This window comes from Lactococcus sp. AK05 (assembly GCF_041026685.1).
Classification (GTDB): Bacteria; Bacillota; Bacilli; order Lactobacillales; family Streptococcaceae; genus Lactococcus; species Lactococcus lactis.
In genome coordinates this window covers 66,280-89,438 of sequence record NZ_JBFTEI010000004.1, presented here as the reverse complement: position 1 = coordinate 89,438, position 23,159 = coordinate 66,280, and the positions used below count along the sequence as shown (strand labels likewise).

General features: G+C 34.9%; 20 protein-coding genes. 15 read left to right on the top strand and 5 right to left on the bottom strand.

What is annotated here, in order from left to right; translation table 11 throughout:
• The 3 genes from AB6B24_RS09050 to murC all read left to right on the top strand — a co-directional run bounded on the left by AB6B24_RS09050 (position 1) and on the right by murC (position 5,450).
• A complete protein-coding gene (locus AB6B24_RS09050) occupies positions 1 to 3,105 on the top strand; it encodes an SNF2 helicase associated domain-containing protein (protein WP_369164506.1) in 3,105 nt (1,034 codons plus the stop codon).
• A gap of 215 nt (positions 3,106 to 3,320) precedes the next feature.
• Positions 3,321 to 3,914 carry a hypothetical protein gene (locus tag AB6B24_RS09045; RefSeq protein WP_029344499.1) on the top strand — a complete coding sequence of 198 codons (594 nt, stop codon included), beginning with the start codon at positions 3,321 to 3,323 and terminating at the stop codon, positions 3,912 to 3,914.
• Positions 3,915 to 4,118: 204 nt separating this feature from the next.
• On the top strand, positions 4,119 to 5,450 hold the full coding sequence (gene murC, locus AB6B24_RS09040; RefSeq protein WP_153242153.1) for a UDP-N-acetylmuramate--L-alanine ligase: 1,332 nt from the start codon (positions 4,119 to 4,121) through the stop codon (positions 5,448 to 5,450).
• 175 nt (positions 5,451 to 5,625) lie between these two features.
• On the opposite strand, the gene argR is transcribed toward murC, so the two are convergent.
• On the bottom strand, positions 5,626 to 6,084 hold the full coding sequence (gene argR / locus AB6B24_RS09035) for an arginine repressor (RefSeq protein ID WP_004254487.1): 459 nt from the start codon (positions 6,082 to 6,084) through the stop codon (positions 5,626 to 5,628).
• Positions 6,085 to 6,151: 67 nt separating this feature from the next.
• Between argR and argS the strand changes: the two genes are divergently transcribed.
• From argS to dinB, 10 genes are all read left to right on the top strand, one after another.
• Positions 6,152 to 7,846 carry an arginine--tRNA ligase gene (gene argS / locus AB6B24_RS09030; RefSeq protein WP_010906279.1) on the top strand — a complete coding sequence of 565 codons (1,695 nt, stop codon included), beginning with the start codon at positions 6,152 to 6,154 and terminating at the stop codon, positions 7,844 to 7,846.
• 301 nt (positions 7,847 to 8,147) lie between these two features.
• Complete coding sequence (gene arcA / locus AB6B24_RS09025; protein WP_153242134.1) at positions 8,148 to 9,380, top strand: arginine deiminase; 1,233 nt, start codon at positions 8,148 to 8,150, stop codon at positions 9,378 to 9,380.
• 183 nt (positions 9,381 to 9,563) lie between these two features.
• Positions 9,564 to 10,628 carry an ornithine carbamoyltransferase gene (gene argF / locus AB6B24_RS09020; protein WP_311805757.1) on the top strand — a complete coding sequence of 355 codons (1,065 nt, stop codon included), beginning with the start codon at positions 9,564 to 9,566 and terminating at the stop codon, positions 10,626 to 10,628.
• 130 nt (positions 10,629 to 10,758) lie between these two features.
• On the top strand, positions 10,759 to 12,339 hold the full coding sequence (locus AB6B24_RS09015; protein WP_014570783.1) for a basic amino acid/polyamine antiporter: 1,581 nt from the start codon (positions 10,759 to 10,761) through the stop codon (positions 12,337 to 12,339).
• 16 nt (positions 12,340 to 12,355) lie between these two features.
• On the top strand, positions 12,356 to 13,300 hold the full coding sequence (gene arcC, locus AB6B24_RS09010; RefSeq protein ID WP_038602274.1) for a carbamate kinase: 945 nt from the start codon (positions 12,356 to 12,358) through the stop codon (positions 13,298 to 13,300).
• Between the two features lie 31 nt (positions 13,301 to 13,331).
• Positions 13,332 to 14,276, top strand: coding sequence for a carbamate kinase (arcC, locus tag AB6B24_RS09005; RefSeq protein ID WP_153242133.1), 945 nt, complete (start codon positions 13,332 to 13,334; stop codon positions 14,274 to 14,276).
• 263 nt (positions 14,277 to 14,539) lie between these two features.
• Positions 14,540 to 15,670, top strand: a complete 1,131-nt coding sequence (locus AB6B24_RS09000) for an aminotransferase (RefSeq protein WP_047206902.1) — start codon at positions 14,540 to 14,542, stop codon at positions 15,668 to 15,670.
• 191 nt (positions 15,671 to 15,861) lie between these two features.
• Positions 15,862 to 17,355 carry a basic amino acid/polyamine antiporter gene (locus AB6B24_RS08995; RefSeq protein WP_311804229.1) on the top strand — a complete coding sequence of 498 codons (1,494 nt, stop codon included), beginning with the start codon at positions 15,862 to 15,864 and terminating at the stop codon, positions 17,353 to 17,355.
• A 78-nt stretch (positions 17,356 to 17,433) separates the two neighbouring features.
• Positions 17,434 to 17,925 (top strand): prolyl-tRNA synthetase associated domain-containing protein, encoded by a 492-nt coding sequence (locus AB6B24_RS08990; protein WP_311804228.1) that lies wholly within the window; start codon positions 17,434 to 17,436, stop codon positions 17,923 to 17,925.
• A 78-nt stretch (positions 17,926 to 18,003) separates the two neighbouring features.
• Positions 18,004 to 19,098, top strand: a complete 1,095-nt coding sequence (gene dinB, locus AB6B24_RS08985; RefSeq protein ID WP_012898529.1) for a DNA polymerase IV — start codon at positions 18,004 to 18,006, stop codon at positions 19,096 to 19,098.
• On the opposite strand, the gene AB6B24_RS08980 is transcribed toward dinB, so the two are convergent.
• Positions 19,049 to 19,714: an A24 family peptidase gene (locus tag AB6B24_RS08980; protein WP_012898528.1), complete on the bottom strand. Its 666-nt coding sequence runs from the start codon at positions 19,712 to 19,714 to the stop codon at positions 19,049 to 19,051. The two genes, dinB and AB6B24_RS08980, sit on opposite strands and share 50 nt — an antisense overlap.
• Before the next feature lie 166 nt (positions 19,715 to 19,880).
• On the opposite strand from AB6B24_RS08980, the gene AB6B24_RS08975 reads away from it, so the two are divergent.
• Complete coding sequence (locus tag AB6B24_RS08975) at positions 19,881 to 20,327, top strand: Dps family protein (RefSeq protein ID WP_311802891.1); 447 nt, start codon at positions 19,881 to 19,883, stop codon at positions 20,325 to 20,327.
• A gap of 81 nt (positions 20,328 to 20,408) precedes the next feature.
• Here AB6B24_RS08975 and AB6B24_RS08970 read toward each other — a convergent pair whose 3' ends face one another.
• From AB6B24_RS08970 to AB6B24_RS08960, 3 genes are read right to left on the bottom strand one after another with little or no spacing between them, the layout of a single operon-like run.
• Entirely contained in the window at positions 20,409 to 20,795 is a 387-nt protein-coding gene (locus tag AB6B24_RS08970) for a rhodanese-like domain-containing protein (RefSeq protein WP_021464951.1), read from the bottom strand.
• A gap of 2 nt (positions 20,796 to 20,797) precedes the next feature.
• The gene (locus AB6B24_RS08965) at positions 20,798 to 21,769 is read right to left on the bottom strand and encodes an ROK family glucokinase (RefSeq protein WP_237579737.1); all 972 of its coding nucleotides are present in this window, start codon (positions 21,767 to 21,769) and stop codon (positions 20,798 to 20,800) included.
• A 34-nt stretch (positions 21,770 to 21,803) separates the two neighbouring features.
• A complete protein-coding gene (locus AB6B24_RS08960) occupies positions 21,804 to 22,025 on the bottom strand; it encodes a YqgQ family protein (protein WP_010906270.1) in 222 nt (73 codons plus the stop codon).
• A gap of 192 nt (positions 22,026 to 22,217) precedes the next feature.
• Between AB6B24_RS08960 and AB6B24_RS08955 the strand changes: the two genes are divergently transcribed.
• Positions 22,218 to 22,946: a LytTR family DNA-binding domain-containing protein gene (locus AB6B24_RS08955; protein ID WP_311804227.1), complete on the top strand. Its 729-nt coding sequence runs from the start codon at positions 22,218 to 22,220 to the stop codon at positions 22,944 to 22,946.
• Positions 22,947 to 23,159 lie beyond the last annotated feature (213 nt).

Here is a 23,159-nt window from a genome sequence, read left to right as displayed (position 1 = left end):
ATGAGTAGAATGATGCCGGCACGAGTGCGAAGTGAGGGAATCGCCCTCTATGCGAAAGGCTTCTTAAATGACCCAATCGAAACTGATTTTAAACTAACAGCAGAAATTGATGGTGAAGAGGTAAGTTATGACCTAGATGGCGCGCAAGATAGTTGTACTTGTGCAGTCTTTCAACAAAACCACCGCTATTGCAAACATATTGCAGCGATAGAAGAGTATCTAAAAAATCAAGATAAAGGAAGTCAGGAAACAAAAGACAAAGAAATCAAAGGAGCTGAACGAGCGCTTTTTGGTGAAAATGTTGCTTTTTTAGATGCTGTAAATGGTGAGACACAATTAAATTTCAATACAGACCAATATTCTATCGAAGTTCAAATTGAGGATAATAGTCAGCTTTATGATTATTTTTCAATGGATTATTTTTTGTATTTTGATTTAAAATTAAGAAGTAAAAATTTGGGCCGCTCATACGTTATTAAAGATATTCCTTATTTTCTACGTGCTTTAAAAAATTATAGTCAGTATTCTTTGGGTTCTCTACACTATATTGACCTCTTTTTTGATAATTTTGATGAAGCAAGTCAAGAATTTTTAACTTTTCTTTTAAAAATTGATAGTAAATCCGATGAGGCACTTACCAAATCCTTATATATAAAAAATGGGCGTTATCTTAATATTCCATTTTTATTCCTTGAAGAAGCAATGGACTTAGTTTCAGCTTTAGAGAATTATCAACTTCAGATTACAGGTAGAACGGTCAATTATTTTACATTTATAGCCCTTGATAATGATTCGGAGATTTTTAAATTTAAGGTTGAAAGTCAGCAAGATTATATCGAGTTGAAACTCTACAGTGAGGATTATCATAATTTTTATGATTATTCACTTCTTTATGCCAATAATGTATTTTATAAACTCAATCAAGAACAACGGCGTCTGCTCCTTGTTTTAGATAAGCAATTTGCCAAAAAATCACAAATTAAATTTTCATATGCTGATAAGGACAAATTAGCTCAGGCTCTTCAACAATTATCAACTTTGGGAGAGATTGAAGCGCCAGACCATTTTGTTGTCAGACCTTTTGATGCTAAATTTACTTTTGATTTGTTGGAAGATCAGACCATTAGTTTGGCAATGACTTTTGATTATGGAAGTTTCTCAATAGATAGTTTCCACGATTTAGAAACCCTAGAATTTTCAAGAGATTTGCGTAAAGAGCAAAAGATTTTTGCACTGATGGAACGTTTGCAGTTTGCTAAGGCTTTTAATTCGTCATTAAATATTCCAGAAAATTTATCAGAGAATTTCTTTTTGAAAATCTTACCTGCTTTTCAAAAACTTGGTCAGATTGAACTGTCGCCAACTTTAAGAAATATGAGAATGGATGAAGTTCCTGAAATTCATATTGATAGTCAGGGAGGACTCTTAGATATTTCCTTTGATATTCCTCAGGTTGAAGATGGTGAATTTGCAAATGTTATTGCAAAATTACAAGAAAACGCTGAATTTTATATCAGTGAAAGTGGGAAATTTTATCATTTTAATGAAAAATTTGACCGCTTGAAAGCTGCATTAAATGAACTTGACGACCAATTTGTTATTCAAGGAAGCAGTTTGCATGTTAATATTAATCGAAGTTTCCAAATTTCTAAAATATTTGAAAATATTGGTGGAGCTTCCTTCTCTGAAAAATTTAAATCACTCTATCAACACTTGACGCATCCTGAAGAGTTTCCTTACGAGAAACCAGAACATATTAAGGCATCCTTGCGTTCTTATCAGGAAACGGGTGTTCGCTGGATGAGTATGCTCTCTCATTATAATTTGGGAGGAATTCTTGCTGATGACATGGGATTAGGTAAAACAGTACAAGCGATTACTTTTATTCTTTCTAATCTGAAAAAAGATGAGAGTGTTCTAATTACCGCACCAGCTAGTCTTACTTATAACTGGGCAAGTGAATTTGAAAAATTTACTGATGAGATTGATTTTGCTGTTATTGACGGGACAAAAGCCGAGCGAAGTAAAGAAATTCAAGAAAAACATCAAATATATATCACAAGTTATGGTAGCTTCTTGAAAGATTTTGAAGACTATCAGGATAAAAAATTGAATTACTTACTTTTGGATGAAGCTCAAGTTGTCAAAAATTATAGTAGTAAAACCAATAAATCACTATCTGCTCTGAATGTTGAACATACCTTTGCCCTTTCAGGAACACCACTAGAAAATCGAATTGAAGAAATTTGGGCCATTTTCCAAGTGGTGATGCCAGGCTTTTTACCAAAACGTGAAAAATTCAATAAGATGGAACCATCTGTTATCTCAAGATTGATTCAGCCTTTCATTATGCGTCGTAAAAAAGAAGATGTGCTTGAAGAACTTCCAGAAAAAATGGAAATTACGGTCTATAACCAATTAGCTGATGATCAAAAAGTAATCTATTTAGCACAACTCGAACTGATGCAAAAACAAGTTTTAGAAATGGATAGTGTGGCTTTATCACGTTCAAGAATTGAAATTCTGGCAGGAATTACACGACTTAGACAAATTTGTAATACACCAGCATTATTTATGGATGACTATAAAGGAAGTTCTGGGAAACTTGAACGTTTACGAGAATTATTGGCGCAAATTAAAGATTCAGGCCATCGTCCTTTGATTTTCTCTCAATTTACAAAAGTTTTTCCACATATTGAAAAATTGATGGAAGAACAAGAAATGACCGCTTATAAACTGACTGGTTCTACTCCAATTAAAGATCGACTTTCGATGGTTCAAGCCTTCAATGCTGGTAGTCGTGATGCTTTCTTAGTTTCACTAAAAGCCGGCGGGGTTGGGCTTAATTTAACCAGTGCTGATGTCGTCATTTTGGTTGACTTGTGGTGGAACCCAGCTGTTGAAGAACAGGCTATTGCGCGTGCCCATCGGATGGGACAAAAAAATACGGTAGAAGTCATTCGTTTGATTACCAAAGGCACAATTGAAGAAAAAATTATGGAAATCCAAGAGCGTAAAAAGGATTTAATTGCTAATGTTTTAGAAGGCGATACAGTGGATAAAGTCCTTAGTGAAGCAGAAATTCGTGAAATTCTTGGAGTATAGCTTTAAAAAACTTAGAAATTAAGCTATAATGGATATTGAAACGGTTATCTTAGAATCTAAATCTTGGTTTGATATTTTATCTAGTGGAAGAAAAATTCTATAAAAGCTAGGAAAGACAAGAGTTTTCAATATTCTTTGATAAACTTTCATCATCTTCATAAAGAGTTAAAATGTAATTAATAAATTAAACAAACTATAAAAAAGTAGGGCAAAACATGGTAGAAAGAAGAGTGGTATTTCCAGTTATTGGTGATGACGAAGCACTTCAAAAAGATACTCGGGTAATTTTTACTAACCAGCAGTTGCTGACAAGAAATCCCAGCCTTCAGGATGAAGCTTCAATTGAAAATAATAAGCCAAAAACTGATGCCAAGAGACCTGAGAGTTTCAAACCTTATAAAGCTAAAACAAGCTTTAGCACACAGCATCGTCCGCTAAACTCTAATCATGACGGCGTAAGTTCCTATGATAAAATGCCTAAGAAAACTAGCGTTGACGAATCAAAAGAACGGGCAAAACGTGCAGCAGCAACACTTCCAAAGCCTCCTAAACAGTATGTTTCACCATTGGAGCGGGACAAGGAAGATATCACGGTTCGTCGTTCAACATCCGCAATTTTGAATAAGCGACCTTCAGCTAATGATAACCCAATTCGGGATATGAAAAATCAAGGAATGAACGTTTCTGATGCAGTCGCTAAAGGTGGAATGAAGAAGGCAGTTCCACATGGATCCGCTGCTAATGACACACAAAAAGGAAGTTATTTTGAAAATAAGCGGAAAAATATCTTTGACCGTGGAATCGTTTAATTTTCAAATTTAAATGAAAAAACTGACAGAGAAGTTAAATTTTATTATGGTAAAATTTACTTTGGAGATATCACTTGTCAGTTATTTTGTGTGTCTTTGAGCTCATAAAAATTTAAGTAAATAAAAAAAATAATTGTAAGAAAAGAAGGGAAATTTCTGTCAGTGATTGATAAAGAAGTAGAATTACTGACAGAAAATTTTATCATGGAAAAAACATATCATTTTACCGGTATTAAAGGTTCAGGCATGAGTGCACTTGCGCTAATGTTACATCAAATGGGAAAGAAAGTTCAAGGCTCGGACTCAACAGATTACTTTTTCACACAACGTGGTCTTGAACAAGCTAGCGTACCGCTGTTGCCTTTTGACGAAAAAAATATTAAGCCCGAATTTGAATTGATTGCTGGAAATGCTTTTCGCGATGATAACAATGTTGAAATTGCATTTGCCCATAAAAATGGATTTCCATTCAAACGTTACCATGAATTTTTGGGACATTTCATGGAAGATTTTACTAGCATCGGGGTTGCAGGTGCACATGGTAAAACTTCAACAACAGGAATGTTAGCTCACGTGATGTCTAATATTGTGGACACTTCTTACTTGATTGGTGACGGAACTGGTCGTGGGATTGAGGGAAGTGAATATTTTGTCTTTGAATCTGATGAATATGAACGTCATTTCATGCCTTATCATCCTGAATATACAATTATGACAAATATTGACTTTGACCACCCTGACTACTTTGAAGGAATTGAAGATGTCACCTCAGCTTTCCAAGATTATGCAAATAATATCAAAAAAGGTATTTTTGCTTACGGGGAAGATGTAAACTTACGTAAATTGACTGCCAAAGCGCCTATTTACTATTATGGTTTTGAGGCTAATGACGATTATCGTGCCGAAAATTTGGTCAGAAGCACACGTGGCTCATCTTTTGATGCTTATTTCCGCGGTGAAAAAATTGGTCATTTTGTCGTTCCAGCTTATGGTAAACACAATGTATTGAATGCCTTGTCAGTTGTGGCCGTTTGTCATAATCTTGGGTTGGATATGACGGAAGTTGCAGACCACTTGTTGACTTTCCGTGGAGTGAAACGTCGTTTCACTGAGAAAAAAGTTGGTGAGACAGTCATTATTGATGATTTTGCTCATCATCCAACTGAAATCGAAGCAACATTGGATGCTGCTCGTCAAAAATATCCTGATCGTGAAATCGTTGCTGTTTTCCAACCTCATACTTTTACTAGAACAATTGCATTTGCTGACGAATTTGCAGAGGTGCTTGACCATGCGGATACCGTTTACCTTGCTCAAATTTACGGTTCAGCACGTGAAGTAGACCATCATGAAATTACGGCACAAGATTTAGCTGACAAAGTTCGTAAACCAGCCAAAGTAATTGATCTTGACAATGTTTCGCCATTGTTGGACCATGACCGTGGGGTTTACGTCTTTATGGGAGCAGGAAATATTCAAAAATATGAACTTGCTTTTGAAAAGTTACTTAGCCAAGTCTCAACTAACTTACAATAAAATAAAAAAGTACTGACAGCTTTTTGGTCAGTACTTTTTTTATTCAATTTTTGTCAGTAAAAAAATTCAAGTCACGGGAGAGCGACTTGAATCAAAGGGGTTTATGAAGAAATTATTTAGGGAGTAATATGAGTATAAATGTAAACGCTTAAACGAACCTTAATTTGTTTAAAAATTATCCTAATAAAATATACTTTATTTCCGCAGTAAGAATATTTGCCGCTTTTTCGGACGCACAAATAACGAGCAGAGTATCTGCTCCGGCAATTGTACCTAAAATATCTGTCCGACTATCACGTTCGTCATCTAAAGCATTCGCCAACACATCAGCCTCACCCAATTTTGTCCGAATAACCACTAAAGCTCCGACAGATTTTGCTGAAATAACAAAATTATAAAAATACAACTGTAAATCAGAATTAATTTTGGAATTGCCAGAAGTCAAAAATGAGTAAAAACTCTCTCCTTTATCCCGTTTTTTTATAATATTTAATTTTCTGATATCTCTTGATAAAGTAGCTTGTGTTACCTCTACACCGCGTTCTAATAATAGAGATTGAAGCTCTTCTTGAGTCGATATTTTATTATTTGTCACAATTTCTTTAATAATTTCTAATCTTTTATCTCTTTTCATAGCATAATTATACCATATAATGGACTATATATTGACAAAATTAGTGTTTTTTCTGTATAATTAATGAATGGATGAAAAACAATTAGTAAGCCAAGCACTGTCTGCTGCAATCGATGGTGTTCTTGGAGTAGAACAAATCGCGGCTATTATCGAAAAACCTAAATCGTCAGATTTAGGAGATTTAGCATTCCCAGCTTTTCAATTGGCCAAAACTCTCCGAAAATCTCCACAAATCATTGCTGGAGAAATTGCTGAGAAGATAGATACAAAAGGCTTTGAGAAAGTTATCGCAGTAGGACCATATGTTAACTTTTTCCTTGATAAAAATGCAACTGCCTCAGAAGTAATTCGAGAAGTTTTGACTGAAGGTGAACATTACGGTGATGCAAATATTGGTCAAGGAGGAAATGTTCCGATTGACATGTCTGCGCCAAATATTGCGAAACCTTTTTCAATTGGGCATTTACGTTCAACTGTTATCGGGGATTCAATCGCCAAAATTTATGAAAAATTGGGTTATCAGCCAATCAAAATCAATCACTTGGGCGACTGGGGTAAACAATTTGGTCTTTTGATTACAGCTTACAAGAAATATGGTGATGAAGCTACAATTACCGCTAATCCGATTGATGAACTCTTGAAACTTTATGTCAAAATCAATGCTGAAGCTAAAGAAGATCCAGAAGTCGATGAAGAAGGACGTCAATGGTTCCTTAAAATGGAACAAGGCGACGAGGAAGCACTTCGCATTTGGAAATGGTTCTCAGATGTTTCTTTGATTGAATTTAACCGCATTTACGGAAAACTTGGTGTAAGTTTTGACCACTTCATGGGTGAAAGTTTCTATAGTGATAAAATGGATGCCATTGTTGAAGATTTAGAAAGTAAAAATCTTTTACACGAATCAAAAGGTGCTTTGATTGTTGACCTTGAAAAATATAACCTCAATCCAGCTTTGATTAAGAAAACAGATGGTGCAACACTCTATATTACACGTGACCTTGCCACAGCAGCTTACCGTAAAAAAACTTTCAATTTCGTGAAATCTCTTTATGTTGTTGGTGGCGAGCAAACCAATCACTTTAAACAATTAAAAGCAGTTTTGAAAGAAGCTGGTTATGATTGGTCTGACGATATGGTGCACGTTCCATTTGGTATGGTAACTCAAGGTGGGAAAAAATTCTCAACTCGTAAAGGGCATGTCGTGAAATTGGAAATGGCACTTGACGAAGCAGTTGATCGTGCTGAAAAACAAATTGAAGCCAAAAACCCTAATTTGGAAAATAAAGAAGAAGTTGCCAAACAAGTTGGGGTTGGTGCTGTTAAATTTTATGACTTAAAAACTGATAGAAATAACGGTTATGACTTTGACTTGGACGAAATGGTTTCATTTGAAGGGGAAACAGGCCCTTATGTTCAATATGCACATGCTCGTATTCAATCAATTTTACGTAAAGCAAACCGTAAGGTAGATATTAATAATATTTCTCTCGCAGTTTCTGACGCTGAAGCTTGGGAAATTGTTAAAGCGTTAAAAGAATTCCCAAATGTTGTTAAACGTGCTGCAGATAATTATGAACCATCTGTTATTGCTAAATATGCAATTTCGCTTGCACAAGCTTTTAACAAATATTATGCTCATGTTCGCATTTTAGAAGATGATGCTCAATTAGATGGCCGTTTAGCTTTGATTAGCGCTACTTCAATCGTCTTGAAAGAAGCATTGCGTCTTCTTGGAGTTGCTGCACCTGAAAATATGTAAAAAATAAATTTTTCACTTAATCTCTTATCAAAAAGATTTAATTCTTTAGGATAAGAGATTTTTTTGTTGCCTTTTTAAAATACTTTTGTAAAATAAGCTTTTTTAATAAAAGCCTAAGAATCGCATGATAACAAAAGAAATGAATAAACGTGAAATTGTCAGAATATAGAAAAACATGTATAAATGAATAAACCTTTGTAAAGTGTAGCATAAGTGCTTGACAAAAAATATGCATAGATGTATAATTTCCTTGTAAACGATTCCAATAATACCGAATCGAAATCAGAAAGGATACTCCAAAATGAACAACGGAATTAATGTTAACTCAGAAATTGGGAAATTAAAATCAGTCCTCCTCCACCGCCCAGGTGCAGAAGTTGAAAATATTACCCCAGACACAATGAAACAACTTTTATTTGATGATATTCCATATCTCAAAATTGCTCAAAAAGAGCATGATTTCTTTGCTCAAACTTTGCGTGATAATGGTGCAGAAACTGTTTATATCGAAAATCTTGCAACAGAAGTTTTTGAAAAATCATCTGAAACAAAAGAAGAATTCTTAAGTCACTTATTACACGAAGCGGGTTACCGTCCAGGACGCACATATGATGGTTTGACTGAATATTTGACTTCAATGTCAACAAAAGATATGGTCGAAAAAATCTATGCTGGCGTTCGTAAAAATGAATTGGATATCAAACGTACAGCACTTAGCGATATGGCAGGATCTGATGCAGAAAATTATTTCTACCTCAATCCATTACCAAATGCTTACTTCACACGTGACCCACAAGCTTCAATGGGTGTCGGAATGACCATTAATAAAATGACCTTCCCAGCTCGTCAACCTGAAAGCTTGATTACAGAGTATGTTATGGCTAATCACCCACGTTTCAAAGATACTCCAATCTGGCGTGATCGTAACCATACCACTCGTATCGAAGGTGGTGATGAATTAATTCTTAACAAGACAACAGTAGCTATCGGAGTTTCAGAACGTACTTCATCTAAAACAATTCAAAATCTTGCTAAAGAGTTGTTTGCAAACCCACTTTCAACATTTGACACTGTACTTGCGGTTGAAATTCCTCATAACCATGCAATGATGCATTTGGATACAGTATTTACAATGATTAACCATGATCAATTTACTGTCTTCCCAGGAATTATGGATGGTGCTGGTAATATCAATGTCTTCATTCTTCGTCCTGGTAAAGATGACGAAGTTGAAATTGAACATTTAACTGACCTTAAAGCAGCACTCAAGAAAGTCTTGAATCTTTCAGAACTTGACTTAATTGAATGTGGTGCAGGTGATCCAATTGCAGCTCCTCGCGAACAATGGAATGATGGTTCAAATACACTTGCTATCGCACCCGGCGAAATCGTTACTTACGACCGTAACTATGTAACTATTGAGTTATTGAAAGAACATGGAATCAAAGTTCATGAAATTCTTTCAAGCGAACTTGGTCGTGGCCGTGGTGGTGCACGTTGTATGTCACAACCACTTTGGCGTGAAGATTTGTAATCTTAAAGATTTAAAAATATCTTCGTAAGTTCATTGATAGCTTAGGAAGAGAAACTTTAAACTTATAATTTCGTAGATTCGCTTGATAATTAAATTATTTAGGAAAGAGTGAATCACTAGCTGATTAATGTAATTTAAAAAATTCATTAAATATAATAAAAATAGAAAAAGGAAGAAAAAATAATGACATCACCACTTATTACAAAAGCAGAAGTAAACTCAGTATTCCAAGGTCGCAGCTTACTTGCTGAAAAAGATTTCACACCAGCTGAAATTAACTACCTTGTTGATTTTGGTCTTCATTTGAAAGCATTGAAACAACAAAATATTCCTCACCACTACCTTGAAGGTAAAAATATTGCCTTGCTCTTTGCAAAAACTTCAACTCGTACACGTGCTGCCTTTACAACTGCTGCAATTGACCTTGGGGCTCATCCAGAATACCTTGGAGCTAACGATATTCAATTGGGAATTAAAGAATCAACAGAAGATACAGCTCGCGTGCTTGGTTCAATGTTTGATGCTATCGAACGTCGTGGATTTTCTCAAAAAGAAGTTGAAGATTTGGCAAAATACTCTGGTGTTCCAGTTTGGAATGGTTTGACAGATGATTGGCATCCAACACAAATGATTGCAGACTTTATGACTGTTAAAGAAAACTTTGGACATCTTAAAGGTTTGACATTAGTCTACGTAGGTGATGGTCGTAACAACATGGCAAACTCACTTATCGTAACTGGATCTATGCTTGGTGTAAATGTTCATATTGTTGCTCCAGATTCACTTCATCCTTCTAAAGAAGTTATGGATATTGCAAATAAATTTGCTGAAAAATCAGGTGCTAAACCTCTTGCAACTTCAAATATTGAAGAAGGTGTTAAAGACGCAAACATTATTTACTCAGACGTTTGGGTATCAATGGGAGAATCTAACTGGGAAGAACGTGTTAAACTTTTGACTCCATACCGTATCACAATGGATATGCTTAAAATGACTGGAAATGCTGACAATGGTCAATTGATCTTTATGCACTGCTTACCAGCATTCCATGATACTGAAACTGAATATGGTAAAGAAATCAAAGAAAAATATGGTTTGACAGAAATGGAAGTGACTGACGAAGTATTCCGTTCTAAATATGCTCGCCAATTTGAAGAAGCAGAAAATCGTATGCACTCTATCAAAGCAATCATGGCTGCAACTTTGGGTAATTTATTTATCCCAGCAGTTCCTGAAGATTTTAAATAATTAAAATAGATAATTTGTCAGTTTACTGACAGAGCTGTCAGTAAACTGATAGATTTTGATTTAAGTCGTTGAAAGCAGTCTAAGATAAAATTAGACTGTTTTGACGGTTGAAATCACTGAAAGGATTGATATGGACGCAGAAAATAAAAAAGGAATTGGCCTTGCTGCTTTAGTTGCGATTATTGTTTCTGGAGCAATTGGTGGTGGGGTATTCAATCTCTCTAACGATTTAGCAACAAATGCATCACCTGGTGGTGTTGTCATTTCATGGATCGTTATTGGTTTTGGTATTTTAATGTTGGTTTTATCACTAAATCATTTGGTGGTAAATAAACCTGAACTTTCAGGTGTATCAGATTATGCACGTGCTGGTTTTGGTAATATGGTTGGTTTCATCTCAGGTTGGGGTTATTGGTTATCTGCCTGGGCAGGTAACATTGCCTTTGCTGTTTTGATGATGACTTCCGTTGACTATTTCTTCCCCGGCGTATTTCAAGCTAAGAATGGTTCTTTGACCATTCTGTCAGTAATTGTTGTTTCAATTGTTTCGTGGGGATTGACCTTACTCGTTATGCGAGGTGTTGAAGGGGCGGCTGCAATTAATGCAATTGTCCTCGTTGCAAAATTGATTCCCTTGTTCGTTTTTGTAATTGCTGGAATAGTAACATTTAAAGCTGGCGTATTCAGCGCTCACTTCTGGCAAAATTTCGTTGCGAATACAAATGCTGACGGTGTCATCAAAAGTTTAACTTGGTCAAATATGACTGGCGGAGATTTATTCAGTCAAGTCAAAGGTTCACTTATGGTTATGATTTGGGTCTTTGTCGGTATTGAAGGTGCTGCTATGATGGGTGACCGTGCAAAACGTAAATCAGATGCCGGTAAAGCTTCAATTCTTGGTTTGATTGCCTTGTTAGTAATTTATATCTTGCTCTCATTATTACCATTTGGTTTTATGAGTCAACAAGAGTTAGCAAACACAGGACAACCTGGTTTAGTTCATATTTTGAACGCCATGGTTGGTGGTTGGGGTGGCTCACTAATGGCTATTGGTCTAGTGATTTCACTTCTAGGTGCTTGGCTATCATGGACAATGCTTCCAGTTGAGGCAACACAACAATTGTCAGAACAAAAGTTACTTCCTAGTTGGTTTGGTAAACTTAATGACAAAGGTGCACCTAAAAACTCACTTTTGTTGACACAATTAATTGTTCAAATCTTCTTGATTGTTACTTATTTTGTAGCTGATGCTTACAATGTCTTTGTTTACCTTTGTACTGCTGTTATCATGATTTGTTACGCCTTAGTTGGTTTATACCTCTTTAAATTAGGGATTCAAGAAAAGAAAACAAGTAACATTATTATTGGTTTCATCGCAGCTGCTTTCCAAATTTTAGCATTGTACTATTCAGGTTGGCAATTTGTTTGGCTTTCATTAATTCTCTATGCTGTTGGTTTCATTCTTTATGCTTTGGGCAAAAAAGAATATGGCACTAAAATGTCCACAGCAGAATTAATTGCAACTTTTGTTTTAACAGTTTTAGGAATCCTTGCTGTTTTTGGAGTATATGGAAACTGGCTTGGCTTGCAAGATGCACTTGGAATTGATGGTAATACATTACTTGTTGCTGTTGTTCCACTGATTGTAGTGACATTTATTGTTTACTTCGTCGTTCGTAGCGATATTAACAAAAAAGAAATAAAAAATTAAGCGAAGGGGTACAGAAATGGTAAAACGTATTGTTGTAGCCCTTGGTGGGAATGCTATTCTGTCGAAAGACCCATCAGCGAAGGCTCAAAAAGAAGCACTTGAAGTTACAGCTGAGCAATTGATGCCATTAATTAAAGATAATGACCGGCAAATGGTTGTGACTCATGGAAATGGACCACAGGTTGGGAACTTACTTTTACAACAACTAGGTTCAGATAGTGAAAAAAATCCAGCTATGCCATTGGATACAGTTGGAGCAATGACCCAAGGTGAGATTGGTTTTTGGACCGTTCAAGCATTTACAAGAGCAATGGCAAATAATGGCTTGGAGCGTTATCCAGTTATTTCAGCAGTGACTCAAACATTGGTTGATGAAAATGATCCAGCTTTTAAAAATGCTAGTAAACCAATTGGTCCTTTTTACACAGAAGAACAATTGCCAGAAATTAAGAAGCAATTTCCTGATTGGGAATTAATGGAAGACGCTGGTCGCGGATATCGCCGAGTTGTTCCGAGTCCTAAACCACTTGAAATTATTGAAGCTAAAGCTTTTGGACCAATCTTAGAATCTGGTAGTCTATTGATTGCTTCTGGCGGTGGTGGAATTCCCGTCATTAAAGATGGTAATGGTTATAAAGGTGTTGAAGCCGTAATTGATAAAGATTTCTCTGCAGCTAAACTGGCTGAAATGGTTGGAGCAGACGAGCTTTTGATTTTAACAAGCGGTGGTGACGTATATTTGAACTATGGGAAAGAAAACCAAGTTCATTTGGAAACAGTCAAAGTTTCTGAAATGCGCAAATATGTTGACGAAGAACGCTTTGCAAAAGGTTCAATGGGACCAAAAGTCGAAGCAGCTGTCAGCTTTGTTGAACGAACAGGTAAGACTGCTACAATTACTAGCCTTGACAATGTTGAAAATTTTGTCAAATCTGGTAGTGGAACAAGAATTGTTCCTTAAATAAGAAAAAAGATAGAGGAGAAATAATTTCATGGTAAGACGTATGGTCGTAGCCCTAGGTGGTAACGCTATTTTAACAGATGACCCAACAGCAAAAGCGCAAGAAAAAGCACTTGAAACAACAGCAGAACAATTAATTCCTCTTATTAGAAATAATGATGTGGAAATGGTTGTCACTCATGGTAACGGACCACAAGTCGGAAATCTTTTATTGCAACAATTAGCAGCGGATAGTCCTAAAAATCCAGCTATGCCAATTGATACAGCTGTTGCAATGACTCAAGGACAAATTGGTTTCTGGATGGGGCAAGCTTTTACAAGAGCTTTGATAAAAAATCATATGGAACGTGTTCCAGTCATCTCTGTAGTGACTCGTACAGTTGTTGATAAGGATGACCAAGCTTTTGAAAAACCTACTAAACCAATTGGTCCATTCTACGATGAAAAAGGATTGGCAGAAATGAAAGCTCAATACCCCGACTGGGTATTTGTTGAAGATTCTGGTCGCGGCTATCGAAGAGTAGTTCCAAGTCCTAAACCAACACGTATCGTTGAAGCCGAAGCGATTAAGCCACTAATCTCATCAAGTGTTTTGGTGACTGTATCTGGTGGTGGTGGAATTCCTGTCATTGAAACTAAGGATGGTTATGAAGGGGTTGAAGCTGTTATTGATAAAGACTTTTCAGCAGCGAAAGTAGCTGAACTTGTTGAAGCAGATAATCTTTTGATTTTGACTGCGGTAGATAATGTTTTTGTTAATTTCAATAAACCTAATCAGAAAAAATTAGAAACAGTAACAATGGCAGAAATGAAAGCTTATATTGAAGAAGGTCAATTTGCTGCTGGTTCAATGCTTCCGAAAGTCGAAGCAGCAATGGAATTTGTTGCTCGTACAGGACGTCCTGCAACAATTACTTCTTTGGAAAATCTTGAAGACTTCCTCAATAATGATTCAGGAACAAAGATTATTCCTTAAAGATAAAAATGCTACATTTTTGATGTAGCATTTTTTTATAAATGTAGTCTAAAAATCGATAAACTTTCCGATATTTTATCAATAATTATTGTACAATTAACATGTAAACGATTTATATTGATAAAGTTACTGACAAGATGTAAGTATCAGCGATAAATATTAAGGTAAAATGATTACTAAATCTGTCAGTAAAAAAATAAAGAGAGGAAGACAAATTTAAATGATTTTTCTTAAAAAAATATTTAAATTTGCAAATAAAACTTATGGAACTTGTACAATTTGGTTGTGAAGACTGGCTCAATGTTTGGGAAAAATCTGCAACGATTGATATTGCTCAGTCAACCATTGATTCGTTATCTTTGGAAGAAGTTTTGGCCTTTGAAGAAGATAATGGCGAAGCTTTTATGTCACAGATGATGAAAGAAAAATTCAGTTATGGTTGGATTGAGGGTTCACCAGCCTTTAAATCAGAAGTGGCAAAACTTTATAAAAGAGTGCCAGAGGATAATATTTTATCTACAAATGGAGCTACCGGAGCAAATTTCCTTACAATTTTAGGATTAATTGGTCAAGGCGATCATGTGATTGCTCAATATCCTTCTTATCAACAACTGTATGATTGGCCTAAAACATTAGGTGCCCAAGTTGATTATTGGCATATTAAAGAAGAAAATAATTGGTTGCCACAAATTGAAGAATTACGTCGTTTAGTTAAAAGTAATACAAAACTTATTTGTTTAAACAATGCGGCCCAACCTACTGGAGCAATCATGAGTCCTAAATTTTTGTCAGAAGTGGTTGAAATTGCACGCAGTGTTGATGCTTATATTCTTTGTGATGAAGTTTATCTTCCACTAGATGAAGAAACGCCTTATTCACCTATTGCTGATTTATACGAAAAAGGAATATCAACTAACTCTATTTCTAAAACTTATTCTGTACCAGGAATTCGTGTGGGTTGGGTAGCCACTCAAGACCGTGACCTTTGTAATGAATTTAGAAAAATCCGGGATTATACCTTGATTTGTACCGGAGTATTTGATGACGCCGTAGCGGCTTTAGTATTGAAACATAAAGATAAAGTACTTGAACGCGCTCGTAAAATTGTCAAAGGTAATTTATCAATTTTGAAAGAATGGGTGGAAAATGAACCTTTAGTCTCAATGGTTTATCCCAATGCAGTCTCTGTAAGTTTTGTTAAATTTGAAGAACTTGATCCGACAAAAACTGAAGATTTTGCAATCCAACTTCTTCGTGAAAAAGGTGTCCTAATTATTCCTGGAAATCGTTTTGATTTACAAGGCTATGCTAGGATTGGGTATTGTACAGATGAAACAACTTTACGTCAAGGCCTTAAACTCTTATCTGAATTTTTGAGAGAATATCAGGTTTGATATATTCTTTATAAAATACATTTCTGTTTTACTAAAGTGTATAAAAAGTGTATAATAAAGAACTGATAGTATAATTATAATTGAAGAATATAAAATAGTCTCTATATTCAAGAGACTCTTTTATATTTATAAATGATATTATACAAATTTAATTATAGGAAATTTATGATTAAATAGTAGAAAGTGAGTAAATGGAAAACAAGAAAACAAAAGGGATTAGCCTTTTTGCACTATTAGCAATTATTATTTCTGGAGCAATTGGAGGTGGAGTCTTCAATCTTGCTAATGACCTCGCCAATGGTTCAACACCCGGTGGAGTCATGATTTCATGGCTCTTTATTGGTTTTGGGATTTTCATGCTTGTCTTGAGTTTTAATCGACTGATTACAATTAGACCCAAACTTTCGGGAGTCTCTGATTATGCTCGAGAAGGGTTTGGAGACTTTATCGGTTTTCTATCAGGATGGGGTTACTGGATTTCAGCTTGGACTGGAACAATTGGTTTTGCAGTTTTAATGATGACATCTGCTGACTATTTCTTCCCTGGCAAGTTTGCTAATTCCAATGGTTCGTTGACTGTTTTATCAGTAATTATTGTTTCAATAATCTCATGGATTTTAATGTTTCTAGTTGACCGAGGAGTAGAAACTGCCGCCCTTGTAAATGCGGTTGTTATGATTGCAAAGCTCATTCCTTTAGTTGTATTTTCAATCACAGGGATTATCCTATTTAAAGCTGATGTATTCACTCAACATTTTTGGCAAACTTTCACAAGCAACCTAGCTGCGGATGGGTCAGTCAAAAGCCTAGTTTGGCATGCGATGACTGCTGGTGGACTCCTTGATCAAATTAAAGGCTCGCTGATGGTCATGGTCTGGGTATTTGTCGGGATTGAAGGCGCAGCGATGATGGGAAATCGGGCAAAGAAAAAATCGGATACAGCTAAAGCGACAATTATTGGTCTAGCAGTTTTGCTTGTCATTTATGTCCTTTTATCATTACTTCCTTATGGTTATATGGACCAGGCAAGTTTGGCAAATGTTAAAGCACCAGGCTTAGTTTATATTCTTAACGAGATGGTCGGTGGCTGGGGCGGAAGTCTGATGGCAATTGGACTAATGATTTCCTTATTAGGAGCTTGGCTTTCGTGGACAATGTTACCAGTTGAGGCGACACAACAATTGGCAGAGCAAAAACTATTGCCAAGTTGGTTTGGTAAGCTGAATAAATATCATGCGCCAAGTAATTCTTTGCTTATTACTCAGCTGATGATTCAAATCTTTATTATCATTACATATTTTGTAGCCAATGCTTATAATGTCTTTATTTATATGGCAACAGCTGTAATTATGATTTGTTATGCTTTGGTTGGAGCTTATCTTCTTAAAATTGGGATTAAAGAAGGTTCAATTAAAAATATATCAATAGGATTTTTCACCTTTGCTTTTCAAGCTCTGGCCCTTTATCTTTCAGGTTGGCAATATGTTTGGTTGGCGATGATTCTTTATACGATTGGTTTCATTTTATTTATTAAAGCGAAAAAAGAAAGTCGACAAGCAATATCAGTCAAGGAATGGGCAGGAATGTTCATTGTGGCCTTACTAGGAGTTTTAGCAATTCTGGTCTTGATTTGTGGCGCAAAATCAGGAACAGCTTTAGATCTTCGGGGATTACTAGGCTACTAAACAAAATATAAAAATAAGTTGTCTTATATAAATTAATTTTATCGGTATTTTTCTAAAAGTGAATAAAGGAGAGAATTGATGAGAACTTTTTCAGAAGTTAAGGAATTATTAGCTGAGCTTGAAATTCCTTATAATATAGTAGAACATCCAGCAAGTCATTCAACTGAGGAGTCGGATAACTACATTAAAGATTATGAAGGTTGTCGTTCCAAAACTTTAATCTTAGCCAATAAAAAGTCTACCCAGTTCTATATGATAATTATGGATGATGCTAAACAGGTTGATATGAATCGCTTGGGAGAAATTATTGGAGTGAAAAGACTTCACTTTGTCTCGGAAGAACGACTAGAAGATATGCTTGGATTAAACTCCGGAATTGTTTCTCTTTTTGGACTTGTTGGTAAACATTATGATAATATGCATATTTATTTTGACCAACAAATGCTAGATGACTATCAAATTCAAACTTTTCATCCTAATGATAATACCAAAACTATTTTCTTTGCGATGGATGCTTGTTTTACAATTTTGAAGTCGCAGGGTTATGAATATCAAATTATTGATTTATAAATTAAAACTCTTACTTGTTAAGAGTTTTTTTGTAATCAATCTATTGAGTCTGAAAACTAATTCTTGTATAATAGCAATATGTTAACTTTCCCACTCATCAATGACACTTCGCGAAAAATCATTCATATTGATATGGATGCCTTTTTTGCTTCTGTTGAAGTGCGTGATAATCCGAGTTTAAAAGGTAAGCCGGTTGTTATCGCCAGAAATCCATTACAGACAGGTGGACGTGGCGTGGTTTCAACTTGTTCTTATGAAGCGCGTGCTTTTGGAATACATTCGGCAATGAGTGCTAAAGAAGCTTATGATCTTTGCCCACAAGCTATTTTTATTTCAGGAAACTATGAAAAATACACAAAAGTAAGTAAACAAGTTCGTGAAATCTTTAAACGTTATACCGATGATATTGAAGCAGCTTCAATTGATGAGGCTTATTTAGATGTAACAGAAAATAAAATCGGTGCTCAATCAGCAATTAAAATTGCTAAGTTGATTCAGCATGATATATTTGTTGAGTTAGGTTTAACCTGTTCTGCAGGAGTTTCTTATAATAAATTTTTAGCGAAAATTGCATCTGATTATGAAAAGCCCCATGGCTTAACCTTAATTATGCCAGAAGAAGCATTAGAATTTTTAGCAAAATTACCGGTGGAAAAATTTCATGGTGTTGGAAAAGCAACAGTTCCTAAATTGCACGCACTAGGTTTCTTTAATGGGGGAGATTTACAAAAAGCAGACCCAGTTGATTTAGCTGAAAGATTCGGAGTTTATGGTTGGGAGCTTTATCAAAAGGCCAATGGAATACATAACTCGAAAGTCAAAAATTATCGTGAGCGAAAGTCAGTTGGAAAAGAACGAACTTATGGTAAACTATTATATCTTCCGGATGATATTAAAGCAGAGTTGAGTAAAATTTCTGGCAAAGTTTCCGACTCATTAAAGAGTCATCAATTAAAAGGAAGTATTGTCATTTTAAAATTGAGATATTCTGATTTTACAACATTGACAAAAAGAAAATCTTTAGCAGAAAAGTTAGAAAGTCCAGAAGAAATTGCAGAAGTAGCACAAGAGATATTTGAAGAGCTTGAATATGATGAAAGTTTAGGAGTAAGGCTCTTAGGGGTTACGGTGACAGAATTTGGTGTCCAAAAAGCAACATTAGATATGCAATAGTTAGAAACGGGATGAAGGCAATTTCAGCTCGTTTTTTTGTGATTAGATAATAAATGATACCAAGTGAACAAGCGATTTGAAGGAGCAGCATTTCGTTTAAGAAAGTTAGAGAAAATGAAGCGGTAAAAAACCATAAAAAATCACCGCTGCCAACTCTTAAATTGAATTTTTCAGCTAAGACGGCTAAAATAAGCCAAAAATAGAAAAGGGGAGAAAGAGGAAATATTAAAATAAAACTGAGTGCAAAAATAAACCAGATAACAAAAGGAAAACTGTGCTGACGATAATCAAAAGCAGATAAAATTAGTGAAAGGATAATCAGTAAAAATTGACTAGGTTTAAGATAATTTACCCAAGCTAAAACAAAAATTAAAGCTGATGAGAACTCCAAAAAAACATATAAATATGGAATTTTACTTTTACAATAACGGCAATGTGAGCCAGAGCTTATTTGAGAAAAAATAGGAATTAGATCACGATAGGCTAAAAGTTGCTGACAAGAATCACAATGTGAGCGTCCAAAAATAATTGATTTTCTTAGTGGAATACGGTCAACTATTAAGCCAAAAAAGGAGCCAAAAATACTTCCAATTACAAATATAAATAAAATGTCCATACTAATCTATACGAAATAAATGAAGAATTGTAACTTTAAATATAGCGAAAAAAGAAAATAAGTAAATCATTTGAGAAAAAAATCTCATTGGTTTATAATATATTTATAGAAAAGTTAATATTAAGTTTCTTTATGACATTTAATATTTAAAAAATGGAGGTTAGTTATGTCAAATGAACACACACAAGAAGTTTTAAATCAAACAGTTGCTGATTTATCAAAAGCATCAGCACTTGTTCATCAAATCCACTGGTATTTGCGTGGTCCGGGTTTTCTTTACCTACACCCAAAAATGGATGAATTGAAAGATCAATTGGATGAACATTTGGACGAATTTGCAGAACGTCTAATCACTATTGGTGGTTCTCCAGTTTCAACTTTAGCAGAATTTGATAAAAATTCTAAAATTGAAATGACTCCCGCCGTTTGGGGAAAATCTAATTCAGAACGTGTGAAAGAATTAATTGTTGCTTACAAATATTTGACTCAACTCTTCAAAGATGGCATTAAAATTGCTGGTAATGATGGTGATGATGTGACAGTTGACTTATATACGACTGCTCTTGGAGATATTGAAAAAACACTTTGGATGATTGAAGCCGAAGTAGGTTAATTACTTTATAAATAAAAAACTCTCTGTCAGTTAATGATAGAGAGTTTTTTATTTGAAATTTACTAATAAGACGATTAGTAATTAGATACCAGATTTAGTTTTACCATTCCAAGAATTCAAACCACTTTTAAGGATATAAACTTCAGGAATGCCAGCTTTTTTTAGTTTTTTAGCAACTTTTGCTCCGCCAACAGGACGACCATTTTCATAAATGAGTACAGGTTTATGTTTACTTAAGGCATTTAAACTTTGGTCAATTTGTCCAGCAGGAAGATTACGTGCACCAAGAATATGTTTAATACGAAAATCTTTTGCTTCACGAATATCAATTAATTGAGAGGTAGGCATTAAACGAGCAAACTCAGCTTCTTCAACAAGTTTAGCATTACGACGAAGATTCCAACGAGGATAGACAAACATTCCGATAATTACTAAAACAAGAATGATATCAATGATAATAATGATCAAAATTATTCTCCTTTAAATTTAAGAGCAAGACTTGCAGCACCGATAATTCCAGCGTCATTTCCAAGGACAGCAAGTTTAATTTTAGTTGAGTTACGAACCGTTGAAAAGGCATATTTAGTGAAATATTTTTCAACTTTTTCACGTAAGAATTCTCCAGCGGCAGAAACACCACCACCGATAACGATTGAAGCAGGGTTCAAAGTGGAACCAAGGTTTGCACAAGCAAAACCGAGATAATAAGCAAATTTATCAACAACGGATAAGCTGAAGTGATCTCCTTCTTGAGCTGCAAAGAAGATGTCTTTAGAAGTCACTTCATCACCATTATCAATTGCTGCTTTGATAGTAGAATCACCTTCGTATTCTTCAGCGAATTTACGAGCTAAACGAACGATACCTGTTGCAGAAGTTACTGTTTCCAAGCAGCCGCGATTTCCACAAGTACATTCAAAACCATCAGGGTCAACACAAATGTGGCCAATTTCGCCACCAGCTCCGGCAACACCATGAACGAGCTCACCTGAAGCGATAATTCCGCCACCAACACCAGTTCCAAGAGTAATGAAAACAACATCAGGATTGTTTTCACCTGCCCCTACCCAACGTTCACCAAGAGCAGCAACATTAGCATCGTTATCCAAAATGAAAGGAAGACCAACACCTTCAGAGATTGGTTTACCTACTTCTTGAGTATCTGCCCAGTTCAAGTTAAAAGCAGCTTTGACAGTACTTTCAGAAATATTTACTGAACCCGGTGTTCCCATTCCAATTCCAAGAAATTCAGATTTGTCCAAGTTATAAAGGCTTAAACGGTGGTTGATTGATTCAATAATATCAGGAACGATATGTTTTCCATCTTCTAAAATATTTGTCGGGATAGACCATTTATCTTGAACCTCACCATCGAGTGTCAAAATTCCAAATTTAATTGAAGTTCCACCAAGGTCGATACCGATAATTTTACTTGCAGTCATGTTTTTTTTCTCCAATCTGACAATAAAAAAAGAATCATTTTTTATTGGTCGTAGATTTTTTCTTTTCAATTCTCTCTTCACGTGCCAAAATCAAGCGAGCAGTCAAATAGTCATGGTCGCTTTTTTGAAATATTCCTGATTCAAGCATTTTTCCTAATTCAATTTGCATAAAAGCAATCGCATCCAAACGATCTGGAAAAAGATTGATATATCCATATTTTTTCAGCATTTCTTGCACGTCATAGAGAGTTTTCATTACTACATTTTACCGTATTTGATAAAGGCTTTCAAGTCCAAGCTATATGTAAAAGAAAGAGAATAGTGCAGAATTTGCTTAGAAAATGGTATAATACAATATAATTTGAAAACGTAACTAAAAAGATATTTAATGGTAATGATGTTTTTGGAATAAGATTATAGTTAAAATTTACTTGTTGAAGGTAAAAAAATGAATAGAATTTTGATTGGTGCGGACTTTTATGCAGGAAATCGCTTGGAGCGATTTGTTCTTGAAAATGAAGAAGAACTCGGGATAAAAGACAAGGTTGACGCAACAATGGTATTCTATAATCATCAAGATATCTATAAATATCTTCAAATTTATCTTGAAGAAGTTAAGACTTGTTTTATAAAAATTGCACAAAAAGAAGAGTTAGAAATACTGAAAAAAATGCAAAAGTTAGAAAGTAAGGCATTTTTTCTTATCTATACTGATAATCGTGACTTAAAAGATGAATTATTGAACTTTACTACCTCTCCGTTATGGACTCAAATGACTGTGGCTAGTGACGCTGATACTGAAGTTAGAGAAATGATTAAAAAAGTGTTGCTCTACTGTTTTACAAATGAGCTAAATATTGTCGAAATCAGTGGTTATCCAATTTCGATAGATTCTCTTTTATATATTGAAGCGGACAAAACACATCGAAATTATCTTAGAGCCATCACAAAAGATAATGAATGTTTAGTTCGTGGTACGATTTCTGATGTAAAAAAGAAAATTCCCAATTTACTTGCACTTGGACGCGGTTTACTCGTTGATACAAATAAAATTCGTCGAATAGAAGAAGATGGATTGACGCTATGCTTTGTACAAAGTTTGAAAAAAGTCAAAGCACCAATGGTTTGCAAAAAAGAGTTAAAGGAACTCCAAAAACATTCAAAACGAATAAAATAATCACTCTTTTTTTAGGGTGATTTTTGTTTTTTCCTGATAAAAACGCAATTTCATCACAGAAAACTCAATTTCGTCACAAAAATAATGAAATTATGCAAAAAAAGATTGTATGCAAAAATGAAAAGGTTTACAATCAAAATATAAGATTTAATATTGATTTAAAACTATTAAACAAATGCAATCAACTAAAAGCTCATACATAATCAAAGTGAG

Bases quoted from the DNA above. Each gene is read 5' to 3' on its own strand.
- AB6B24_RS09050 (WP_369164506.1), top strand. From the start codon at position 1: ATGAGTAGAATGATGCCGGCACGAGTGCGAAGTGAGGGAATCGCCCTC.
- AB6B24_RS09045 (WP_029344499.1), top strand. From the start codon at position 3,321: ATGGTAGAAAGAAGAGTGGTATTTCCAGTTATTGGTGATGACGAAGCA.
- murC (WP_153242153.1), top strand. From the start codon at position 4,119: ATGGAAAAAACATATCATTTTACCGGTATTAAAGGTTCAGGCATGAGT.
- argR (WP_004254487.1), bottom strand. From the start codon at position 6,084: ATGAAAAGAGATAAAAGATTAGAAATTATTAAAGAAATTGTGACAAAT.
- argS (WP_010906279.1), top strand. From the start codon at position 6,152: ATGGATGAAAAACAATTAGTAAGCCAAGCACTGTCTGCTGCAATCGAT.
- arcA (WP_153242134.1), top strand. From the start codon at position 8,148: ATGAACAACGGAATTAATGTTAACTCAGAAATTGGGAAATTAAAATCA.
- argF (WP_311805757.1), top strand. From the start codon at position 9,564: ATGACATCACCACTTATTACAAAAGCAGAAGTAAACTCAGTATTCCAA.
- AB6B24_RS09015 (WP_014570783.1), top strand. From the start codon at position 10,759: ATGGACGCAGAAAATAAAAAAGGAATTGGCCTTGCTGCTTTAGTTGCG.
- arcC (WP_038602274.1), top strand. From the start codon at position 12,356: ATGGTAAAACGTATTGTTGTAGCCCTTGGTGGGAATGCTATTCTGTCG.
- arcC (WP_153242133.1), top strand. From the start codon at position 13,332: ATGGTAAGACGTATGGTCGTAGCCCTAGGTGGTAACGCTATTTTAACA.
- AB6B24_RS09000 (WP_047206902.1), top strand. From the start codon at position 14,540: ATGGAACTTGTACAATTTGGTTGTGAAGACTGGCTCAATGTTTGGGAA.
- AB6B24_RS08995 (WP_311804229.1), top strand. From the start codon at position 15,862: ATGGAAAACAAGAAAACAAAAGGGATTAGCCTTTTTGCACTATTAGCA.
- AB6B24_RS08990 (WP_311804228.1), top strand. From the start codon at position 17,434: ATGAGAACTTTTTCAGAAGTTAAGGAATTATTAGCTGAGCTTGAAATT.
- dinB (WP_012898529.1), top strand. From the start codon at position 18,004: ATGTTAACTTTCCCACTCATCAATGACACTTCGCGAAAAATCATTCAT.
- AB6B24_RS08980 (WP_012898528.1), bottom strand. From the start codon at position 19,714: ATGGACATTTTATTTATATTTGTAATTGGAAGTATTTTTGGCTCCTTT.
- AB6B24_RS08975 (WP_311802891.1), top strand. From the start codon at position 19,881: ATGTCAAATGAACACACACAAGAAGTTTTAAATCAAACAGTTGCTGAT.
- AB6B24_RS08965 (WP_237579737.1), bottom strand. From the start codon at position 21,769: ATGACTGCAAGTAAAATTATCGGTATCGACCTTGGTGGAACTTCAATT.
- AB6B24_RS08960 (WP_010906270.1), bottom strand. From the start codon at position 22,025: ATGAAAACTCTCTATGACGTGCAAGAAATGCTGAAAAAATATGGATAT.
- AB6B24_RS08955 (WP_311804227.1), top strand. From the start codon at position 22,218: ATGAATAGAATTTTGATTGGTGCGGACTTTTATGCAGGAAATCGCTTG.